At 56.3% G+C, this 20,062-nt stretch carries 19 protein-coding genes; 8 read left to right on the top strand and 11 right to left on the bottom strand.

The window, feature by feature from the left end:
- Window positions 1–7 precede the first annotated feature (7 nt).
- Window positions 8–1,009, bottom strand: coding sequence for a porphobilinogen synthase (gene hemB, locus Q0O07_RS01645; protein ID WP_295489559.1), 1,002 nt, complete (start codon window positions 1,007–1,009; stop codon window positions 8–10).
- A gap of 39 nt (window positions 1,010–1,048) precedes the next feature.
- Window positions 1,049–2,650 (bottom strand): M23 family metallopeptidase, encoded by a 1,602-nt coding sequence (locus Q0O07_RS01640; protein ID WP_295489556.1) that lies wholly within the window; start codon window positions 2,648–2,650, stop codon window positions 1,049–1,051.
- 223 nt (window positions 2,651–2,873) lie between these two features.
- Between Q0O07_RS01640 and Q0O07_RS01635 the strand changes: the two genes are divergently transcribed.
- Window positions 2,874–3,494 carry a 2-hydroxychromene-2-carboxylate isomerase gene (locus Q0O07_RS01635; RefSeq protein ID WP_295489553.1) on the top strand — a complete coding sequence of 207 codons (621 nt, stop codon included), beginning with the start codon at window positions 2,874–2,876 and terminating at the stop codon, window positions 3,492–3,494.
- A complete protein-coding gene (locus tag Q0O07_RS01630; protein WP_295489550.1) occupies window positions 3,491–4,288 on the top strand; it encodes a crotonase/enoyl-CoA hydratase family protein in 798 nt (265 codons plus the stop codon). Before Q0O07_RS01635 ends, Q0O07_RS01630 begins: the two co-directional genes overlap by 4 nt.
- Here Q0O07_RS01630 and Q0O07_RS01625 read toward each other — a convergent pair.
- From Q0O07_RS01625 to Q0O07_RS01615, 3 genes are all read right to left on the bottom strand, one after another.
- Complete coding sequence (locus Q0O07_RS01625; RefSeq protein ID WP_295489547.1) at window positions 4,285–4,719, bottom strand: thioesterase family protein; 435 nt, start codon at window positions 4,717–4,719, stop codon at window positions 4,285–4,287. The two genes, Q0O07_RS01630 and Q0O07_RS01625, sit on opposite strands and share 4 nt — an antisense overlap.
- Before the next feature lie 135 nt (window positions 4,720–4,854).
- Complete coding sequence (locus Q0O07_RS01620; protein ID WP_295489544.1) at window positions 4,855–6,009, bottom strand: acyl-CoA dehydrogenase family protein; 1,155 nt, start codon at window positions 6,007–6,009, stop codon at window positions 4,855–4,857.
- 88 nt (window positions 6,010–6,097) lie between these two features.
- A complete protein-coding gene (locus Q0O07_RS01615; RefSeq protein ID WP_295489652.1) occupies window positions 6,098–7,711 on the bottom strand; it encodes an MFS transporter in 1,614 nt (537 codons plus the stop codon).
- A 277-nt stretch (window positions 7,712–7,988) separates the two neighbouring features.
- Here Q0O07_RS01615 and Q0O07_RS01610 point away from each other — a divergent pair, with 277 nt between their 5' ends.
- Window positions 7,989–8,738: a Bax inhibitor-1/YccA family protein gene (locus tag Q0O07_RS01610; RefSeq protein WP_295489541.1), complete on the top strand. Its 750-nt coding sequence runs from the start codon at window positions 7,989–7,991 to the stop codon at window positions 8,736–8,738.
- A 143-nt stretch (window positions 8,739–8,881) separates the two neighbouring features.
- Window positions 8,882–9,637, top strand: coding sequence for a hypothetical protein (locus tag Q0O07_RS01605; RefSeq protein WP_295489537.1), 756 nt, complete (start codon window positions 8,882–8,884; stop codon window positions 9,635–9,637).
- Between the two features lie 22 nt (window positions 9,638–9,659).
- On the opposite strand, the gene Q0O07_RS01600 is transcribed toward Q0O07_RS01605, so the two are convergent.
- Window positions 9,660–10,088: a CBS domain-containing protein gene (locus Q0O07_RS01600; protein WP_295489534.1), complete on the bottom strand. Its 429-nt coding sequence runs from the start codon at window positions 10,086–10,088 to the stop codon at window positions 9,660–9,662.
- Between the two features lie 64 nt (window positions 10,089–10,152).
- Between Q0O07_RS01600 and Q0O07_RS01595 the strand changes: the two genes are divergently transcribed.
- Both Q0O07_RS01595 and Q0O07_RS01590 read left to right on the top strand, forming a co-directional pair.
- A complete protein-coding gene (locus tag Q0O07_RS01595) occupies window positions 10,153–10,446 on the top strand; it encodes a hypothetical protein (protein ID WP_295489532.1) in 294 nt (97 codons plus the stop codon).
- 41 nt (window positions 10,447–10,487) lie between these two features.
- Window positions 10,488–10,838 (top strand): acyl-CoA thioesterase, encoded by a 351-nt coding sequence (locus Q0O07_RS01590; protein ID WP_295489530.1) that lies wholly within the window; start codon window positions 10,488–10,490, stop codon window positions 10,836–10,838.
- Window positions 10,839–10,894: 56 nt separating this feature from the next.
- On the opposite strand, the gene Q0O07_RS01585 is transcribed toward Q0O07_RS01590, so the two are convergent.
- Together Q0O07_RS01585 and prmC are read right to left on the bottom strand one after the other, a co-directional pair.
- Window positions 10,895–11,677, bottom strand: coding sequence for a DUF4167 domain-containing protein (locus Q0O07_RS01585; protein WP_295489527.1), 783 nt, complete (start codon window positions 11,675–11,677; stop codon window positions 10,895–10,897).
- A 183-nt stretch (window positions 11,678–11,860) separates the two neighbouring features.
- A complete protein-coding gene (prmC, locus tag Q0O07_RS01580; protein ID WP_295489523.1) occupies window positions 11,861–12,709 on the bottom strand; it encodes a peptide chain release factor N(5)-glutamine methyltransferase in 849 nt (282 codons plus the stop codon).
- A 113-nt stretch (window positions 12,710–12,822) separates the two neighbouring features.
- Between prmC and Q0O07_RS01575 the strand changes: the two genes are divergently transcribed.
- Entirely contained in the window at window positions 12,823–13,416 is a 594-nt protein-coding gene (locus tag Q0O07_RS01575) for a fasciclin domain-containing protein (RefSeq protein ID WP_295489520.1), read from the top strand.
- Window positions 13,417–13,533: 117 nt separating this feature from the next.
- Here the strand turns inward: Q0O07_RS01575 and Q0O07_RS01570 are convergent, their stop codons facing one another.
- Together Q0O07_RS01570 and Q0O07_RS01565 are read right to left on the bottom strand one after the other, a co-directional pair.
- Complete coding sequence (locus tag Q0O07_RS01570) at window positions 13,534–13,851, bottom strand: hypothetical protein (protein ID WP_295489517.1); 318 nt, start codon at window positions 13,849–13,851, stop codon at window positions 13,534–13,536.
- Between the two features lie 68 nt (window positions 13,852–13,919).
- Window positions 13,920–15,428 carry an alkaline phosphatase gene (locus Q0O07_RS01565; RefSeq protein ID WP_295489514.1) on the bottom strand — a complete coding sequence of 503 codons (1,509 nt, stop codon included), beginning with the start codon at window positions 15,426–15,428 and terminating at the stop codon, window positions 13,920–13,922.
- 528 nt (window positions 15,429–15,956) lie between these two features.
- Between Q0O07_RS01565 and Q0O07_RS01560 the strand changes: the two genes are divergently transcribed.
- On the top strand, window positions 15,957–16,121 hold the full coding sequence (locus Q0O07_RS01560) for a hypothetical protein (RefSeq protein ID WP_295489511.1): 165 nt from the start codon (window positions 15,957–15,959) through the stop codon (window positions 16,119–16,121).
- Between the two features lie 862 nt (window positions 16,122–16,983).
- Here Q0O07_RS01560 and uvrA read toward each other — a convergent pair.
- A complete protein-coding gene (gene uvrA / locus Q0O07_RS01555) occupies window positions 16,984–20,031 on the bottom strand; it encodes an excinuclease ABC subunit UvrA (RefSeq protein ID WP_295489508.1) in 3,048 nt (1,015 codons plus the stop codon).
- Between the last annotated feature and the right edge of the window lie 31 nt (window positions 20,032–20,062).

The raw sequence follows: 20,062 nt of genomic DNA, 5'->3' as shown, positions 1-20,062 counted from the left end.
TTAGGTGTTACGCCCTAAGTAAGCGCGCCGCCACCGCCGCATGATAGGTCAATATTCCCGAACATCCCGCACGTTTGAAGGCCATGAGCGTTTCCAGCACAAGCGCATCACGATCACCTGCGCCCGCCGCGGCGGCAGCCTCAATCATCGCATATTCACCCGACACCTGATATGCGAACACAGGCACGTTAAAGCGCTCACGCACCCGGCGGACAATATCAAGATAGGGCAGGCCGGGCTTCACCATGACGCTGTCTGCACCTTCGGCAATGTCCATAGCCACTTCGCGCATTGCTTCATCGGTATTGGCCGGGTCCATTTGGTAACATTTCTTGTCACCCTTTAGCAGACCGCGCGAGCCGACCGCATCGCGGAACGGTCCGTAAAAGGCACTCGCATATTTGGCGGCGTAGGACATGATCTGAACATTATGATGCCCGTTCATTTCCAATGCTTTGCGAATGGCACCAATGCGGCCATCCATCATATCGCTTGGCGCGATGATGTCCGTGCCTGCATTGGCCTGGTTGATCGCTTGGTCGACGAGCGCGGCGACGGTGTCATCATTGACGACATAGCCGTCATCATCGATCAGCCCATCTTGCCCATGGGTGGTGTAAGGGTCGAGCGCGACATCAGTCAAAACCCCAATCTGGTCCCCATGCGCTTGCTTGATAGCGCGAATGGCGTGGCACATGAGGTTGTCGGGATTGAACGCTTCCGCACCATCTTCGGTACGGCGGTCGGCCTGTGTGTTCGGGAACAGCGCAATGCAAGGTATGCCCAATTCGATGGCTTCGGCAGCGCGCAGGACAATCTGGTCAACGGACCAGCGCGAGACCCCGGGGAGCGTCGCTATCGGTTCCTCAATGCCTTCGCCTTCGGTTACGAACAATGGCCAGATGAGATCGGCAGGAGAAAGCATATTTTCGCGCACCATCGCGCGGCTCCAACCAGTGATACGGGTGCGGCGCAGGCGGCTGTTTGGAAAAGAAGATATATCGCTCATGCAAAACACTTAGCGGCGATATATTCTTTCCTCAACGCCTTATCCGCCGGTCTGTATCCGGCTGTCGCGAAGTGTCAGCCGGTCAATCTCCCGCTTTGGTGCTTCGTCCCTTTTAGCCGCCGTTTGCAATGGGGTAAGCGCCGCGCCTGGCGTAACGGACTTTAGGCTTTGAAGCTTGCCCTTGAAACGGGTGAGGTCACCGCCGGACAGCTGCGCCCGCTGGGTAAACTTCACGGACATTGGGTTTACTGCGCGCCCGTTGCGATAAAGCTCATAATGCAAATGTGGTCCCGTCGACAGGCCTGTGGAACCCACATAGCCAATGATTTGTCCCCGCCGGACTCTGCTACCGGGGCGTGCTGCAATTCGGCTCATATGGCCATAGCCACTGGCCAGACCGCCACTGTGATTCAGCCGCACAAAATTGCCATAGCCGCCATTGCGTCCAGCAAAAGCCACAACGCCGTCGGTCACCGCAAAAATGGGCTGACCATAGCCGGCCTTGAAATCGAGGCCGGCATGCATCCGCATATAGCCCAAAATCGGGTGTCGCCGTCCGCCAAAACTAGACGTCACGGGGCCATTCACTGGGCGGCTGAGGGTACCTTTGGACTCACCGATGCCCGATGCCTCAAACCATTGGGTGTTGTTACCCAGCGTCCATTTCAGCATCTGGATATTGGATTTTCCATCGCGGTCCACGCCAGCATATAGCAGGTCGCCTACTTTAACTTCGCCGGTTTCAGCGCGCTTGTAATCAACGATGATATCAAATTGGTCAGTCGACCGGATGCTTGATAAGGATGTGCGTCCGGAAATGACTTTCAGATAGTCCTGAATAGCCCGCGCCGGCGCGCCGGCGGCTCGTGCCGAACGGAAGATGCCTTCATTACCCACAGTTCCGCGAATACGCAGCGGCGTGTTGTCGACGTTTATGGGCTTTTTGTTTAATCTTAACCTGCCGCCTTCACGATTGATTTCGAGATTGAGGTCAAAGCGCGCGCGAAAGGCAACGGATTCAAGCGGTCTCGGCTGATTTTTCGACGGTCGCGTTCCAAGTATGATGTCAATGGGGGTGCCAGGCTCAATATCCGACAATGCCGTCACGCCCGATACCATGTTCACCACATTGGCTGCCTCACTGCCGCCGACGCCCGAACGTTGGAGCACACGGGCAAAGCTGTCGCCGCGCCCCAAAGATGCCGTGAGCTCGATGCGCGGGCGTTCTGGGCTATCGGCCAGCGCGACAACGGCGTCCGTGGCGGCCATGCGCTTGCCGCTGTCGCTGCCATAACCGATTGGCATAATCATTTGTGCGCGCGCCTCTTCAAACTCTGCCTCGGTGGGCAAGGAGGGCTGTACACCGTAAATGGGTCCGTAATCTGGCAGAAGTGCAAGCGCAGCGACGCTTAATGCGGTTAAAGTGCCAAGGCCACGGAACCAGCGAAGCGATCCGATATCTTCGCCAAGGTCTGGCACAAAATCGAGTTCGGCGAAGCGATGAAACCAGCTGGCGCCAGACGCGCTGGGTTCGGATTTGTGACGCATCGACTTGGTCATGGCTTCGGGCAACGACATATCCATGTCCCAGCCCTGTCCAGCAAGCCGTGTTTCTTTGCCGTCAAACATAAGGCGTATCATCCACGACCGACTTCCCATCCCCACGGGCGTTCCCGCACGCACTTCTGTGGCCGGTTATGGTTAAAGTCAAATTAACAGCGGCCTTGCCTTTGTCGAACTGCGCCAAACGGTGCAATTTCGCGGACAAGCGTTGGAACTTTCGTCCATGCGCGCAAATCGAAATTTATCGGCTTCATAAAATATGCCGCAATGCTATGGCTGATATGAGCAAAAGGAGCGGAACATGAACGGCGAACGGGTTGAATTTTTCTACGATCTTTCAAGCCCGTGGACTTATATTGCGTTCCACAATCTTGATGCCCTCATTGCGCGCACCGGCGTCTCTGTCCGCTTGCGTCCCATATTGGTCGGTGGCGTTTTCAATGCGGTCAATCCGTCTGTATATGCCGCACGAGAAGCGGCGGATAACCCCAAGCTCAAGCATAGTTGGCGGGTTATGCGCGATTGGGCAAAGCTGGCGGGCGTGGAACTTAACTTTCCCAGCATCTATCATCCCGCAAAAAGCATCAACGCCATGCGTATGGCAACTGCGCTCGCAGGGGATCAGGTGGCGCTAAAAACGTTCACCAAGGCCGCCTTTGAGAGCTATTTTGGCGCGCAGGAAAATCTTGATGATCCCGATGTCTTGGTCGCGGTGGCGAATAAGGCTGGTCTTGACGGAGAGGCCATGCGGATAGCGTCACAGACCGATGCGGTAAAGGCCCAGTTGCGCGCGAACACCGACGAGGTCATAGCGCGCGGCGGCTATGGCTCGCCGACCATATTTGTTGACACCGACAAGATGTATTTTGGTAATGATCAATTGCCGCTGGTGGAATTTGCACTGAACAGGAGCGAAGCATGAACGACCGCGTATCCATTTCCATCGACAATCATGTCGCCGACGTCCGCCTGACGCGTGCGGACAAGATGAACGCACTTGACCCGGCGATGTTTCAAGGGATCATAGCCGCAGGTGAAGAGCTTGCCAGCACGAAAGGCATACGCGCGTTGGTGTTGTCGGGCGAAGGACGCAGTTTCTGCGCAGGCCTTGATATGGGCAGCATGGCGAGCGGTGGCGCAAGTGCGAGCAGCGGTATGGGTAACCTGACCGACCGGACGCACGGCAATGCCAACACATTCCAACAGGTTGCGATGCTGTGGCGCAAATTGCCGATGCCCGTGATCGCGGCGGTGCATGGTGTGTGTTTCGGCGGCGGGTTGCAAATTGCGAGCGGCGCAGACATTCGCGTGGTCGCGCCGGATGCGAGGCTTGCGGTGATGGAAATGAAATGGGGGCTTATCCCCGACATGGGCGGCTATGCCTTGTGGCGCGGGATGGTGCGTGAAGACAGCTTGCGTGAACTGACCTACACCAATCGGGAATTTTCAGGGGCCGAGGCGCTAAATCTGGGCTTTGCGACGTTCGTAGACGAAAACCCGCATGTCCGCGCCATGGCCATTGCCCGCGAAATTGCCGACCGCAACCCAGAAGCGATGCGCGAAGCAAAGGCGCTATTCAATGAATATGCCGATATGGACGAAGACGCGATATTGATGGCCGAAAGCGTCCGCCAAGCCCGCGTCATACGCAAGCCTAACCAGATCGAAGCGGTTATGGCCGGAATGCAAAAGCGGGCAGGGGTGTTTGCTGATTAAGCGGTCTTGACGCTTAGCCGTTCAAATTCTTCCCGCAAATCCTGTGGTAAAGGCGCTGGCCCTTGTTCGTCGGTGAGGACGATAGTCGTAATACAAGTCGCTTTGCATTCGCCGCCTTGAAAGGCTGCGGACGCGATCTGCCAACTGCTGCTGCCCACGCGCAATATGCCGCACGCTACATCAACATGTTGGGGGAAATGCGCCTCGGCGATATACTCGATTGCCACACTGACGATGAGCCAGCGTTGCCCCGGCGCTCTTCGTTGGACTCCGATTGTGTGATTAAACATGCCGCGACCATGCTCAAACAATCCAGCCATGGCGACATTGTTGATGTGGCCGAGCAAATCCATATCTGCAAACCGTGTTTCCGTGCGGTGGCTGAATGGATAGCTTGCAGGGTCAAGCTGCCAGCTTTGCGGTTTGGGCATGTGGAACCTTTATAAACAGTCGTCACCCTGAACTTGGTTCAGGGTCAATTTATCAGCCTCAACCGCCGGTTGTGTGGCACGATGGACCCTGAAACAAGTTCAGGGTGACGGAGTAGTCCGAGGATATAGATCGTTCTATAGACCCCGACCGATCAGTTCTTTCATGATCTCGTTCGTACCGCCAAAAATACGCGTTACGCGGGCGGCGCGCCACATGCGGGCGATGGGATATTCGTTCATATATCCCGCGCCGCCATGTAATTGCAGGCAGGCATCTATTACTTGCCACTGCAGATCTGTGTGCCACAATTTCGCAGCTGCGCCTTCCTCGGCGGTCAGTTCTTTCTTATAATGGCGGTTCAATGCCCAATCGAGATGCGCCCAGCCCACCTGCAATTTGGATTTGATATCGGCCAAAACAAAACGGGTGTTCTGGAAATCGAGCAATGGCTTGCCGAAGACGATCCGGTCGCGGCAAAAAGCGACGGTCTCGTCAAATGCCTTTTGCGTGCTTGCCATGGATGACACGGCGATAGAAAGACGCTCCTGCGGCAATTCGCTCATCAGATAGATGAAGCCCTTGCCCTCTTCGCCCAAGCAATTGGTCATGGGGACGCGCACATCTTCGAAGAACAATTCGGACGTGTCGGCTTCGTCCATGCCGATTTTGTCAAGGTTGCGACCGCGTTTGAAACCTTCACGCTCCGCCTCAACGAGAACGATCGACATGCCCTTATAAGCGGGCTGAATTTCGGTGTCGGTTTTAACGCAGACCAAAATCAGGTCCGCATTCTGGCCATTGGTGATGTAGGTTTTGCTGCCATTGATGACATAATGATTGCCATCCTTCTTGGCAGTGGTCTTCATGCTTTGCAGGTCGCTTCCGGTGCCAGGCTCGGTCATCGCAATCGCGGTGATGACTTCGCCAGCGATCATCTTGGGCAGCCAATGCTTCTTCTGCTCTTCGCTACCATAGCTGGTGATGTAGTTGACGACGATGTCAGACTGCAAGGAGAAGCCGGTTGTAGCGCCGCCATAATAAGCCGATTCTTCGTCGACGATTGCGTTGTAACCAAAGTCGAGGCCCAGACCGCCATATTCGACTGGGGCAGTTGGGCACAGCATTCCTATTGCACCCGCTTTGGGCCAGATGGATTTATCGACAATTCCAGCTTCCTGCCATTTCTTCGCATTTGGCGCGACTTCCTTTAAAAGGAATTGGCGCACAGACTGGCGGAACGCCTCATGGTCTTCATTATAGGCGGTGCGTGGAATGGTATCGAGTGACATGTTAAATCCCCTGCAAAATTGTCCTGCGGTATAACTCTTTCAATGGCAGTAAGTTGACGCAGACGTCAAGACGAATTTAATCGTTCGATTAAGCCGGTTCACCTGCGTCACGTGCGCGCTCGACGATACTCTGCTCGGCCTTTGGCACCGTGCGATAGGCGGCGATCAACAAGGCCAAGGCAACAGGTGCAACGGCGATGAGCGACAGGATGCCAACGCGCAAATCGCCGACCAGCTTGCCATCGACCATCGTTCCCGCAAGGTCAGAGATCTGCCCGACCATATAAGGTCCAAACGACAAGCCGACGAGCGTGGTACCCAAGAAAAACGCAGCCGTTGCGGTGCCACGCATGCGCGGCAGGACAAGGTCTTGCGTCGTGGCTGCTGCCGCGCCGAGTGCCGTCGCGCCCAGCATGCCTGCAAGGAAGTTCATGACGTAGAATAGAATCGCATTATCGGTGGTGTAGCCAATAGCGATAGGAATGATCGGGCCGAGGACGCCGAGAATGATGACAAGAATACGGCCGGCGGCATTTTTTGTACGCAGGGCGTCTGCAACGCGGCCACCCGCGATTACGCCCAAGAAGCCACTGACTGCACCATTCGCGCCGAGGATAAAGGCCAGTTCCTGCTTTGGCAGGCCAAGAACGACTTCAGCATAAGGCGCAGACCAGAACGCAAGGGCGTAGGCGACCAAAGCGACAAGGCCATAGCCGATGGTTGTGCAGATAAAGGCAGGCGTGCCCCAAATCAGACGGAAGGTCGCAGGGTCCTTGGCGCGGAGCGTCGATGCCCATGAGAAAACGGCATAATAACCAAAGCCAACAGCGGACCATTGCGGGAAATTGCCGGTGAGTTGGATCATCCAATACGCAAAGGCCGCAATTGCCGCGCCGGTCGCGACATTGATAGCCAGTGCCGCGGGGCCGCGTTGCCAAGCGCCGAGCAGAGTAAAGGGCGGGACGATCATCGACAGATCGCTCACAAACGCGCGGAAAGGGGCAGGGTGCGCAGGCGTGCTAAGACCGTCCATTGCCCCGCGCGCAGGTTCGCGCAGACTTGCGACCCATAATCCTACCAAAACGCCTGGAATACCAACGGCGAGAAACGCCGCTTGCCAACCGACCAGTCCAAGTGGCCCACCTTGCGGATAGGCTTCGTTCCAGCCTTGGACGATCAGTGCGCCAATGAACAACGACACACCGCCGCCAATATAAAGACCGGACGAATAAATGGCGAGCGCGGTCGCGCGCTGCCTTTTGGGAAAATAATCGGAGATCAGGGAATAGGCTGTTGGGCTGGCAGTCGCCTCGCCAACGCCAACGCCCATGCGTGCGATGGTCAATTCGGCTTGATTGCGCGCAAAGCCTGACAAGGCAGTCATGACCGACCACATCGCAAGCCCAATCGACAGCAGCTTCACCCGGCTCCAATTGTCCGCAAGCCGCCCGAGAGGAATGCCAAACAATGCGTAAAACACGGCAAAAGCCGCGCCGCCCAAAAAGCCCATATCTGCGTCGGTCAGGCCAAGGTCTGCCTTGATATCGACTGCCAAGATGCTGAGGATTTGTCGGTCGACGAAGTTGAGGATGTAAACGACAACCAGCACCACAAGCACGTACCAGCTGTAACTGCTTGCCTCGGGCAATGACGCTTCGGGTTCTGGTAAAACGACGTTGTTGTTGTCACCCTCGGTCGTCATACGCACATCACTCTCCCTATCAGGCCGTTTGCGCCCTCTTGCTTTGTGGCTAGCAGAACAGCCAAGCGGTGCAACCCGATTCACGAATGGCGCAATCACGGCCATGATGTCGGTATAGTTGCGGTCATGAGGGAAACCGGCGGGGCAAAGACCTCCTTTTTGTCATCATCTGTAAAAAACGTTACGTTTCATGTCGTGTTTTGCTTGAATCTGGAACGATTTCATCCAATATACTGGGCTTACGGCTATATTGCCGTGTTTTGAGGAGAAATAAGTCATGGCACAGTGGTCCGATCCACGGGTAACCGGGACCCAGTCAAGTCTTGCAGGTGTCGGCTCACGCGCCGGTGACGTCGCTTTTGACGCCGGTCTGCGTTCGCACATGCTCAAGGTTTACAACTATATGGCGTCGGGCGTTTTGCTGACTGGCATCGTCGCGATGTTGTTTGCAAGTAGCGCCTTTGGTCAGAATCTGATGATCAACGGCGGCGCGTTGCGCTGGGTTATCATCCTGTCACCGCTTGCGCTGATTCTGGTAATGAACTTCGGCTTGAACAAGCTGTCGACTGGCGCATTGCAGGCCTGTTTCTGGGCCTTTGCGGGTCTGATGGGGCTGTCGATGTCGACAATCTTCTTGGTTTATACAGGGGCGTCGATCGCAACGACTTTCTTTGCGACGGCAGCGGCCTTTGCCGGGCTTAGCCTTGTCGGGTATACGACCAAGAAGGACCTGAGCGGCATGGGCACGTTTCTGATCATGGGCGTTGTCGGCCTGCTCGTTGCATCACTTGCCAATATCTGGTTCCAGTCGAGCACCTTGCAGTGGGTTGTGAGCGCTGCTGGCGTGCTGATCTTTGCAGGCCTTACCGTTTATGACACGCAGATGATCAAGAATACCTATCTGCAATTGCGCAGTTCGAATTCTGACTTCATCGGCAAGGCAGCGATCATGGGCGCGCTGACGCTCTATCTGGACTTCATCAACATGTTCCAGTTCCTGCTCAGCTTCTTGGGCAACCGCGAATAATCATCCGCGGTTCAGTTTGAACAGATCATTATGGCCCGGTGGTAAACCACTGGGCCATTTTTCTTAGGGATTTGGTCGAACAAGGCTTTTCTTTCCACGCAAAATCTTGTTGGAATGAGGCTGATAACATCGGAGAATTCATAATGCGCCGGGGCGTTAAAAATCTAGCAGCACTCATCCTCGTCACGGCTATCGCCGCGTGTGCGCCACCGCCGGTAAAGGTTGCGCCTGTTCCGGTTCAGCTTCCACCCCCGCCACCATCTATTCCTTCTATGCCGTTACCACCCGGCGGCGCTGCATTGTCGATGACCCTCCCGTCCATCGGTGTTGATGGCATTCGCGTAACGCCTAATCGCGGCCTCAGCCGGGACGAGCAGATATGGCATTTCCGTGCCGCTTTAAACGTTGCCGCGCTTAACTGTCAGGGGCCGGTATGGGGCCAAATCGCAACCGATTATAACAAGTTCATTGTCATTCATAAGGTGCTGCTGTCGAAAACCAGCAAGTCGGTCGACCGCGAATATGTGAAACGTTATCCAAAGCAGAATGGCCTGCGTATCCGCGACACGCGGATGACGGATTTGTACAATTATTTCGCTCTACCGCCCGTGCGCGCGCAATATTGTGATATGGCGTTACGCAAGCTGCAAGAGGCTAATCAGGTGCCTAAAGGCGCCTTGCCCGAATATGCCATGGGCGGCCTTGCCGATATCGACAATGTATTTGTCAATTTCTACAATGCGTATGCAAAATATGAACTTGAACTGGCGGATTGGAACATGAAATATGCGCCAAAGCCTGCTTATAACCCTGCCAACAACATTATGACTCCGCCAGTGACAACGCAGCCCGTCGCGGCCTCTTCCGCCAAGGTTACGACGCCATCGCAACCGCGATAATATGAACGGGTGGAGACTTTTTTCACGCCATGCTGATGTAATCGCGCATGGCAGCAGCTTCGGTTTCGATTTTTTCAATCCGGTGTTTGACCAAGTCGCCGATTGAGACAAAGCCGATAAGTGCATCATCCTTGATGACAGGCAAATGCCGGATACGTCGTTTCGACATCAGCGATAGGGCGGACAAGACAGCAGTGTCCGGTGCGACGGTAATGGCAGGTGCTGTCATCGTCTCCGCAACTGTTTTAGTCAGAAAATCTCCACCATGCTTGGCAACGCCATATATTATGTCGCGTTCGGAAAAGATGCCAATCACGCAGGTGCCATCGACGACAGGAAGCGCGCCAATACGGTTTTTAGCCAATCGGGTGACGACGTCCCCCACGCTTTCGTGCGGCAATGCCGTAAATATGTCCGCATGGTGATTGGCCAGTATTGCAGAAATCGTCATCGACTCTCTCCCTTATGTCCTTGCCCCGGATGGAACTTATAGCATAAGAACGCCTTATCAAGCTATGACTCGTCCCTCCCGCCTCGATGATCCCGAATATGCTAACTTCGCATGGCAGCGATATTGGCGTCTGATGCGGTGGATGTTTGGCGTTACAATATTTGTGACCGCCATCGCATTGGGGACATTCTGGTGGCAGAATGGTATGGTTTCCATCCATTTCTTCATAGCGACCACAGGCGCAATTTTTGGCGCAATCATGCTTACAGCGGCGCTGATGGGCTTGGTTTTCTTGTCCAGCGGGTCGGGCCATGATGAAGCCATTGATGATCCGTTTGAGGATGAAGCCGACCGGTGACGGAAAATATTCGAAACTTGCCTCAACGCAAGGACCCGGTTTTGCGCGTCATCCCAGGGCCGGCGGATATCAACGCCAATGGCCACATCTTTGGCGGCTGGGTGCTTGGCATGATGGATCAGGCAGGCGGCATAGTGGCGGGCCGTATCGCGCAGGGTGCCTGTGCCACGGTCGCGATCGAAAAAATGGCGTTTATCGCGCCGATATTGTTGCGCGACATTATCTCGGTCTATGCAACGCTTGAACATCGCGGACGGACGTCGATGGGTGTTCGGGTTGAGGTGATAGCCACACGCGAACGTGGCCAACAAGAGGTGAAGGTCACCGAGGGATTATTCACCTTCGTGGCGTTAGACGAAAACCACAAACCACGGCCCTTGCCAGAGGGTTGAAGGCGCCGGAAACTAATCCAGCGCCAGTTTACATTCCCAATACATCCTGACCGTAATCATTCGGCAGCGGCGGTAACCTGATCTTCACCAGCGGGCTTCACGCGGCGGGCGCGTGGCTTACGCGCCGGCTTTTCGGCGGCATCATTGTCGCTGGAAGAAATCGCAATTGATGGCGGCAATACCGCAAGATCTAGGCCAGCCGGGGCATCGTCAACGTCTTCGCTGTGATGGCGGCGCGGGCCGCGATTTGCATTGCGGGTATTTGCCGGACGTTCGCTACGTTCTGGACGTTCGCTGCGGTCATTGCGCTCAACACGCTCACTGCGTTCTGGACGGCGCGCGCGCATATCGCGCTGCTGACCGCGTGGTTCGCTGTTGTTAGATTCCTCATCGGATGCGTCTTCCGCGTCATCATTCACGGATGAGGGCTGATCGTCGTAATTGGGGGAGCGATCATAATTCGTCGTGCGGTCGTCATTCTGCCAATCGTCGCGATCATCGCGATTTTCGTCGCGTGCATCCTCACGTGGGCGGCGCTCGCCTTGTTGTTCCTGACGCGCTTCTTGGCGACCACGGAAATCGGCGAGCACGCGGAAATAATGGTCGGCAAACTGAAGATGATATTCCGCGTTAACGCGGTCACCATTGAACTGCGCATCCTGCGCCAGTTTTTTGTATTTTTCTAACATTTGCGCTGCGTTGCCGCGCGCACGGTTATCAATCTGGTTCTGATAGTCAAAACCACTACGATTGTTATTTTGTTGCCGGTTATTGTTGTTGTTATTATTGCGCCCGCGCCGACGATTGTTGTTCGGCTGCTGCCTGTTGTTGGTATTCATCAGGGCTGACCCGTCCTCTTTTTAGCACTTCGATTGCATGGAACCCCTGAACCCGTTTTAGGTTGCGCGCGGGTCAGCATTGACCCTTATACTTTGTCCATCTGCGCTGGGGGGGCGGCTTCGCGCTAAAAAACCATCAAATCGGAGTTTTCGCTGTGAAGCTCTTTTGTCCTAGTCCTACTATTATGCGATTCCAAGCGAAAAGCGTATGACCCGCGGATTACCAGCAAGATCATGATGTAATTCCGTCAAAAATCCTTCTTTTGCGCCCAATTGGTGAACGGCTTGTGCCTGATTATATCCGATTTCGAAAAAGGCGACTCCGCCTAAATTAAGCAATGCGCGCAGCGATGGGACCAAAATTCGGTAGTCATCCAGACCGTCTGCCCCCGCAAACAAGGCGCTATGCGGTTCATGCGCAGCCACCATCGGGGCGAGTATGCAGGCGTCCTCAATATATGGCGGGTTACACAGGATAAGGTCGAATTGTCCAAGCCCGTCGGCCCAGCCTGCCTTGGTCCAATCGCGCAGTTCACATTGGACACGGTCGGCAAATCCGGTGCGGTTGGCATTATCGTTGGCGACGGCAAGCGCCTTTGCGCTGGCATCAATGCCAATACCCGTGGCGTCCGGAAATATAGACAAGGCCGCGAGCAATAGCGCGCCTGACCCTGTCCCAAGGTCCGCAATACGCATGGGCCCGTCCTTGGCACCAAACCATGTAATCGCGGCCGCAAGCAGCGTCTCGCTGTCTGCACGGGGGATCAGCACGTCCGGCGTGACACACAGTTCAAGATCCCAAAACGCCTGCACCCCGGTGATATAAGCCACAGGCTCGTCGGCCATCCGGCGGGCGAGCAGGCCAGTATAGCTGTCGGGCGCGCTTAAGTCTGGCTGCTGCAACAACATTGTTGATCTGTCGATGCCCAGCGCATGCGCCAGCAATAACTCCGCGTCTAAACGCGGTGTCGGGCTAATGCCTTCAAGGGCAGCGGTTACTTCCCGCAGGACAGGGGCAAGGCCAGTCATCATCCGCCCGTATATCGCGCCGCACGTAAAGCCCAACTATATTTCCGCCTTATGCACCCATTCCGCCCCGTGCGACGTTATTGTGCATTGGGGAACCATATAGAAGGACTTAGATCATGAAAAAATCGACATTAACCTGGGCCGTCGGCCTGTCTGCGCTGGCTTTGTCGGCATGTAGCGGAAGCGAGCCTGCGCCAACCGAAACCGAAATCGTACAAGATGACGCCATGGCACCTGACAATATCGTTGCCACCGAAGCCACCGAAAACAAAAATATCGTCGCATTGGCGCAAGACAATCCGCAAGTGTCGACTCTCGTCACCGCCATAACTGCTGCTGGCCTTGGCGAAACCTTGTCGGGGACTGGCCCATTCACCGTCTTTGCGCCATCCAATGCCGCCTTTGCTAAATTGGACAAGGCAACGCTCGACAGTTTGTTGAAGCCGGAAAACAAGGCCAAGCTGGCAAGCCTGCTGACATATCATGTCGTCGCCGGCAATGTGAAGTCGGGTGATCTTGCCAAGTTGATCAGCGACGGCAAAGGCACCGCGACCGTCAAGACGGTTAATGGCGGCAGCCTGAAGGCCAACATGAACGGTAATAAGATTGTCCTGACCGATGCCAAGGGTGGCAAGTCGACCGTGACCGCGGCAGACATGGTTGCGTCAAACGGCACGATCCATTTGGTCGATACGGTCGTTATGCCATAAAGTTTCGGGCCGCTTCGGCGGCCGGAATGTCCTCAATTTCCCCCTAGCAGGCGAAAGAGGACCAAATGAACCCCGTCCGGTCCCCTCCCTCGGACGGGGTTTTTGTTTGCGCTGTATTTAGGCCGCGGCGTCAATTTTCACGGGGCCAAGCTCCTGCAAACAGGCTTGCACCTTGGACATGGCTTCTGTCGGGCTTGGCGGGTTGGTGACGAGGTCTGACACGCTCTGGCCATCCATGACCTTGTCCGCCGCGCAGGCGCAGACCGTGCCGATATCGACGTCAATACCTTCGGGAATCTGCTCACCCGCTGCGGTCGTACAGGTCACGACCAGCGATTCACGCACGCTAATCTGAACCGTATCATTCAGCGCGCTGCCTTCACCGCATCCTGCCAGCGCCGCCGACAATAAGGCTATCGTCATCATCCGTTTCATAAACTTCCTCCGGTGCAGTACCCCCGCACCCGATAAGTGGGCGGCACTGCCGGAATTACAAGGCGGCCTTACTTAAAACCTAACGCCGCGCGCATGATGTGGAAGATGGTGTTTTGTTCAATCGTGCCTTTGAACAAATGCGCCTTTGGCCCAGCGGCGCGGGCAACGACATCGTCACCGCCATGCGTTTCGGCGAACATGCTGATCAACGATTGCTGGCGATAGTTAAGCGCCTCGGTGTCCTGTTTGGACGGGTCAGGGCGCTCGGCCGCATTCACCGCGCCGGGGCCATTGGCATAGCCTAAGGTGGTGTAGGCCTTTCCATCCATCGCCAGGGTCGGTGTGCCAATGGGCGCAGAGACCACGCCAAGGATCGGGTTCCCGCGCTCGGGATAGCCAGCGATCGTGAACACATGGCTATGGTCCGATGTCACGACAATCAACGTTTCGCGCAGGTCGACGCTGTCCATCGCGGCCTTGAGCGCCGCGTTCAGCGCGACGGTGTCTTGCAAGGCGCGGCGGGCATTGCCGCCATGATGGGCATGGTCAATCCGGCCAGCTTCGACCATCAGGACATAGCCCTTTTGGTTCTTCGACAGCATCGCAATCGCCTTGGTCGTCATTTCGGCCAGCGATGGTTCTTTGCCGCCCGCCGCCGTCCGGTCGGCCTCAAATTGCATATGCGATGGTTCAAACAGACCCAGCAGCTTGGTCGTTTTCTTGGCGTCAACGGCGGCGAAACTGTCGTGGTTCCACACATATGCGCCCTTGGGGTTGGCAGCGACCCAGCTTGCGGCCAGATCTTTGCCATCGGCGCGCTTGCCTTTCCTGTCGGCATATTCGGGGTCCGCCATGGTCGCCGGAATGAAATGCTGACGCCCGCCACCCAGCATGACGTCAAGCCCGTCACCATGCGGCCATTCGACCATCTGCCGGGCAATGTCGGTGCAACCAGCGGCCTTGGCCGCGGCGGGCATATTGGCGTCGACTTCCCAATCGCGCTGCGCGGTGTGGGCATAAGTCGAGGCAGGCGTGGCATGCGTGATGGTCGCGGTGGAGACGATGCCGGTGGCAAGGCCGCGATCCTCCGCCATGCCGAACAAGGATTGGACCTTGTACGGCGCCGTCGCGGCGCAGTCATTCTCAATGGCTTCGGGGCCAACGCCAATCACGCCATTTTTGGTTTTGATGCCCGCAACAATCGCGGTCGCGGTCGGCGCGCTGTCAGGCACTTGCGCATCATGGGAGTAAGTTTTGACTAAGGCGGTGTGCGGCAAACGGTCCATTTGCGCGACATAGGATTCACCGTCGAGGCCAAGCTGCTGCCCCTCAAAAATCCGGCCGGCGGTCAGCGTGCTCACGCCCATGCCGTCGCCGATAAAGATGATGACATTGCGCGCCTTATTATTGTTGGGCTTCTCCGCCTCCAACCGTGCAAGCTCGGCTGCACCAGCGTTGAGATAGCCTGCGGTAGTGGTGATCGGCGGTTTGGCGGGCGCAGGAGTAGGCGCGCCTTGCGCCAACAATGGCGCGGTGATCAGGCAGGATGCCAAAAGGGCGGATGACAGTTTACGCATGCGATACTCCTCAAAAAGCGGGCTCACCCATCGCAGACCAAGATGACCAGCGCATGACAGGGGCGTGATGGTGTGTGTTTACACAAGCGCGCTTGGCTTGGCGAGGGGGGAGTGTGGGTGGGGGTGGGGGTGGGTAGTTTAGCCATCGCGGTCCTTCCCGTAATTCCTCGTCATTCCCGCGCAGGCGGGAATCCAGCTCATGACGACGGCATTCTCAGCAACGGTGATGGTGCATTCTTGCGTGGGAGTTGGGTTCCCGCCTGCGCGGGAATGACTTAGTGTGCTAGCGGAACGACGTTCGGCGATGACGCACCTGACACCGGCAGTCTAAGTTTACAAACATATACCCAAAACACGGTATTTCTGTAAACTTATCGCCACTTGACGAAGGTGGTTCACCGGTTCCGAAAGCCGGGATGGGAGCAACATGTTCAAAGAGCCAGCCGCGCACCAAATGCGGGCGAGAAGCGCAGAATCTCAGAGCAAATCCTACATTGCAAGTGGAAGCTGTTTTGGGGGGTTTTGCGGGTGTTGGCGGAATTACGTAATGCCACTCCCTTCGTCATCCTGAACTTGTTTCAGGATAACAAGCGACCGTGGAATGTTATCCTGAAACAAGTTCAGGATGACGAGGCATGGAGTGAGGAAGATGGATCAACCGCTATTTCGGTGATGACGCACCTGTCACCGTAACTCCATGCTGCTCAAATCGCTGATCATTGTAGCCTGAATCCTGCCAACCTATGCCAGCCAGATGTGTTTTTTGCAGTATCAACGCAAAGGCAAAAGCATTATTAAGAATCTGATTCAAAACAAATCTAGGTGAAGTTTAACATGTCACGCTACTGCCCAAACTGCTCCGCAAAGCTTAGCCCTCTGATATTCTTCACACCTCGATTTTTCTTCACACCTCGACCTCATTATCAATGCCCTTCGTGCGGCGTTAGAATCGGCTTTTCTGGTATGTTTTCATAAGGGCTAGAGATTGCCTTTCTTTTGCTATGCTTTAGTCTTTACGAAACTGTTGACGGGAATTGGACACAATCGTTTATTGCGCTGCCGTTTGCTGTGCTGGTCTTGGTGCTCGAATTTTATTTTGCCAATATCAAGGTCATCGGCGGCAGAAACTAAGAGGTCTGCGCGTAAGAGGGATGCAATTACGGTGACAGATAAGTCATCCCCGAAATAGTACCGCTTTTCTCATTTCGTCATGCTGAACTTGGTTGTGCGATGCACGCCTTCGGCTCCAGCATCTTACTTTCTGTAGTCGGTCGGAGTTAAGATCCTCGAACGTCAGTCACCGCAGGTGAAACAAGTCCAGGATGACGGGTCGGTGTTTTCGGGATGACGACGGGCCAGCCCTTCTTCTTATCTTCGCGTCTTCGTGCGAGATAAATTGGCGCAGCCTGCAGCTTTAGCGGGACGGCGCACGCGCGCGCACTGGCAAGTGCCCTCCACTCGCCTGCGGGAGGGAAATCTTGGTGTGGCTTCGCCGTTGCAGGCCCCTCCGTCAGCCGTTCCGGCTGCCACCTCCCCGTTCCGGGGAGGATTTGGCTTACTTCGCCTTTTCCAACATCGGTTTCAGATAATAGCCGGTATAGCTCGCGGCGACCTTGACCACATCCTCCGGCGTGCCTTCGGCGACAATCTCGCCGCCCTTCACGCCGCCTTCGGGGCCAAGGTCGATGACCCAATCTGCGGTTTTGATGACGTCGAGATTATGTTCGATGACCACCACGCTGTTGCCCTGCTCGACCAAGCGGTGGAGCACTTCAAGGAGTTTGCGGACATCCTCGAAATGCAGGCCAGTGGTTGGCTCGTCGAGAATGTACAGCGTCTGGCCAGTGGACCGGCGGCTGAGTTCCTTGGCGAGTTTGACGCGTTGCGCTTCGCCGCCCGATAGCGTCGTTGCCTGTTGCCCGACCTTGACATAGCCCAAGCCAACCTCCGCCAGCATCGCCATTTTGTCGCGGATCGGGGGGACGGCCTTGAATGTTTCCACCGCGTCCTCCACCGTCATGTCGAGCACGTCGGCGATGGAGAGGCCCTTCCATTTGACCTCCAATGTTTCGCGGTTGTAGCGTTTGCCGTTACATTCCTCGCACGTCACATAAACGTCGGGCAGGAAGTGCATCTCGATTTTGATCAGGCCATCGCCGCTGCATGTTTCGCAGCGCCCGCCCTTGACGTTGAAGCTGAAACGCCCCGGCTTATACCCGCGCGCGGCGCTTTCGGGCAATTGCGCGAACCAGTCGCGGATGTTGGTGAACGCGCCGGTATAGGTTGCCGGGTTTGAACGCGGGGTGCGGCCAATGGGGGATTGGTCGATGTCGATCACCTTGTCGCAATGTTCCAGACCCGTGACCTTATCATGCGCGCCCGCAATGACGCGCGCGCCGTTTAAGGACCGTGCCGCAGATGCATAGAGCGTGTCGATGGTGAAACTCGACTTGCCGGAGCCTGATACGCCGGTGATGCAACAGAATGTGCCCAAAGGAATGCTCGCGGTGACATTCTTTAAATTGTTGGCGCGGGCGTTGTGGACGGTGAGCTTCTTCTTATTGCCCTTGCGCCGAGTCTTGGGCACCGCAATCTCCCGCGTGCCGTTAAGGTATGCGGCGGTCAGGCTGTCTTTCGATTTTAGGATGTGCTTCAACGTGCCTTCGGCCATGACCGTGCCGCCATGGACGCCAGCGCCGGGGCCCAAGTCCACCACCCAGTCGGCGGTGCGGATCGCGTCTTCGTCATGTTCAACCACGATGACGGTGTTGCCCAAATCGCGCAAGCGGCGCAGCGTGGCGAGCAGGCGGTCATTGTCTTTTTGGTGCAAGCCGATGCTAGGCTCATCGAGCACATAGAGCACGCCCGACAGGCCGCTGCCGATTTGGCTGGCCAAGCGGATGCGCTGGCTCTCCCCGCCGGACAAGGTGCCGCTGGTCCGGTCAAGGTTGAGATAATCCAGCCCGACATTGTTGAGGAAGCCCAACCGTTCGTTGATTTCCTTGAGGATCGCCTTGGCAATTTGCTGCTGCTGATTGGTCAGTGTCTGGTCAACGTTGCCGAACCAGACCAAAGCGTCGCCCACGCTCATGCGGGTCGGCGTGGCGATGTCGACGCCGGCGATTTTCACGCTGAGTGCTTCGGGCTTCAACCGCGCGCCGTGGCAAGTCTCGCAGGGCTGCGACGTTTGGTATTTGCTCAGCTCTTCGCGCATCCACGCGCTGTCGGTTTGCAGCAAGCGGCGGTTGAGATTGCCGATGACGCCCTCAAACGCCTTGCGTACGGTATATTCCTTGCGCCCGTCCTTAAACGTCAGCTCCACCGCCATGCCGCCGGTGCCGTGCAGGATGATGAGCTTTTGTTCCGGAGCCAATTCCTCCCATGTGGAATCGAGGCTGAAACCATAAGCTTTGGCGAGGCTGGACAGCACTTGCATATAATATGGGCTGGGCGGGTTGGACTTCGCCCAAGGCACAATCGCGCCCTTTTTTAAGGACAGATGTTCGTTGGGGACCACCAGTTGCGGGTCAAATTCCTGCCGCTCGCCAAGGCCATCGCAATCAGGACAGGCGCCTTGTGGGGCGTTGAACGAGAAGAGACGCGGCGCGATTTCGGCAATGGTGAAGCCGGACACGGGGCAGGCAAATTTTTCGGAAAAGACGATGCGGTTGGCGGGCAGGCCAGTGCCTTTGAGGTTTCCCTCCCGCTTGCGGGAGGGGTTAGGGGAGGGCAGCGCCGTATCGGTATCGGCGGATAAGCTCGCTGCGCTCGCCCCTCCCCCGGCCCCTCCCGCAAGCGGGAGGGGGGAAAAGGTCGCGCGGGCTTCGCCAAATGCCGTTGGCACATGATCGGGGTTGCTACTCGCCAATTCCGCAACCGTGGTGTCCGCCAGATCGACAAAGGCCAAACCATCGGCAAGCTTCAACGCCGCCTCAAAGCTTTCGGCCAACCGTTGCTGAATGCCGTCCTTGACGACAATACGGTCAATGACAACTTCAATGTCATGCTTATATTTCTTGTCGAGCACGGGCGCTTCTTCAATCGCGTAGAGTTCGCCGTCGATGCGCACGCGGGTGTAGCCCGAACGCTGCCATTCGGCGAGTTCCTTGCGATATTCGCCTTTACGGCCTTGGACGACGGGCGCGAGCAAGAAGGCGCGGGTACCGTCGGGCAATGCCATCACACGGTCGACCATCTGGCTGACGGTTTGCGCTGTGATCGGTAGGCCAGTCGCGGGCGAATACGGCACACCGACGCGCGCCCAGAGCAAGCGCATATAATCGTAAATCTCGGTCACGGTGGCCACTGTCGAGCGCGGGTTGCGGCTGGTCGTTTTCTGCTCGATGGAGATTGCAGGGGATAGCCCCTCAATATGCTCGACATCGGGCTTCTGCATCATCTCCAAAAACTGGCGGGCATAAGCGGAGAGCGATTCGACATAGCGGCGCTGCCCCTCGGCATAAATGGTGTCGAACGCGAGGCTGGACTTGCCGGAACCCGAAAGCCCAGTGATAACGATGAGCTTGTCGCGCGGCAGGTCGATATCGATGCCCTTGAGATTATGCTCGCGCGCACCGCGCACCTTGATGTGGGTGAGTGACATGGTTCAGCTTGTTCCAGATTTGTTCTAAAAG

Source organism: Sphingorhabdus sp. EL138 (assembly GCF_945890115.1).
GTDB lineage: Bacteria > Pseudomonadota > Alphaproteobacteria > Sphingomonadales > Sphingomonadaceae > Sphingorhabdus_B.
Note: the sequence above shows the minus strand (reverse complement) of the source record. Positions and strands in the feature narration are given on the sequence as shown.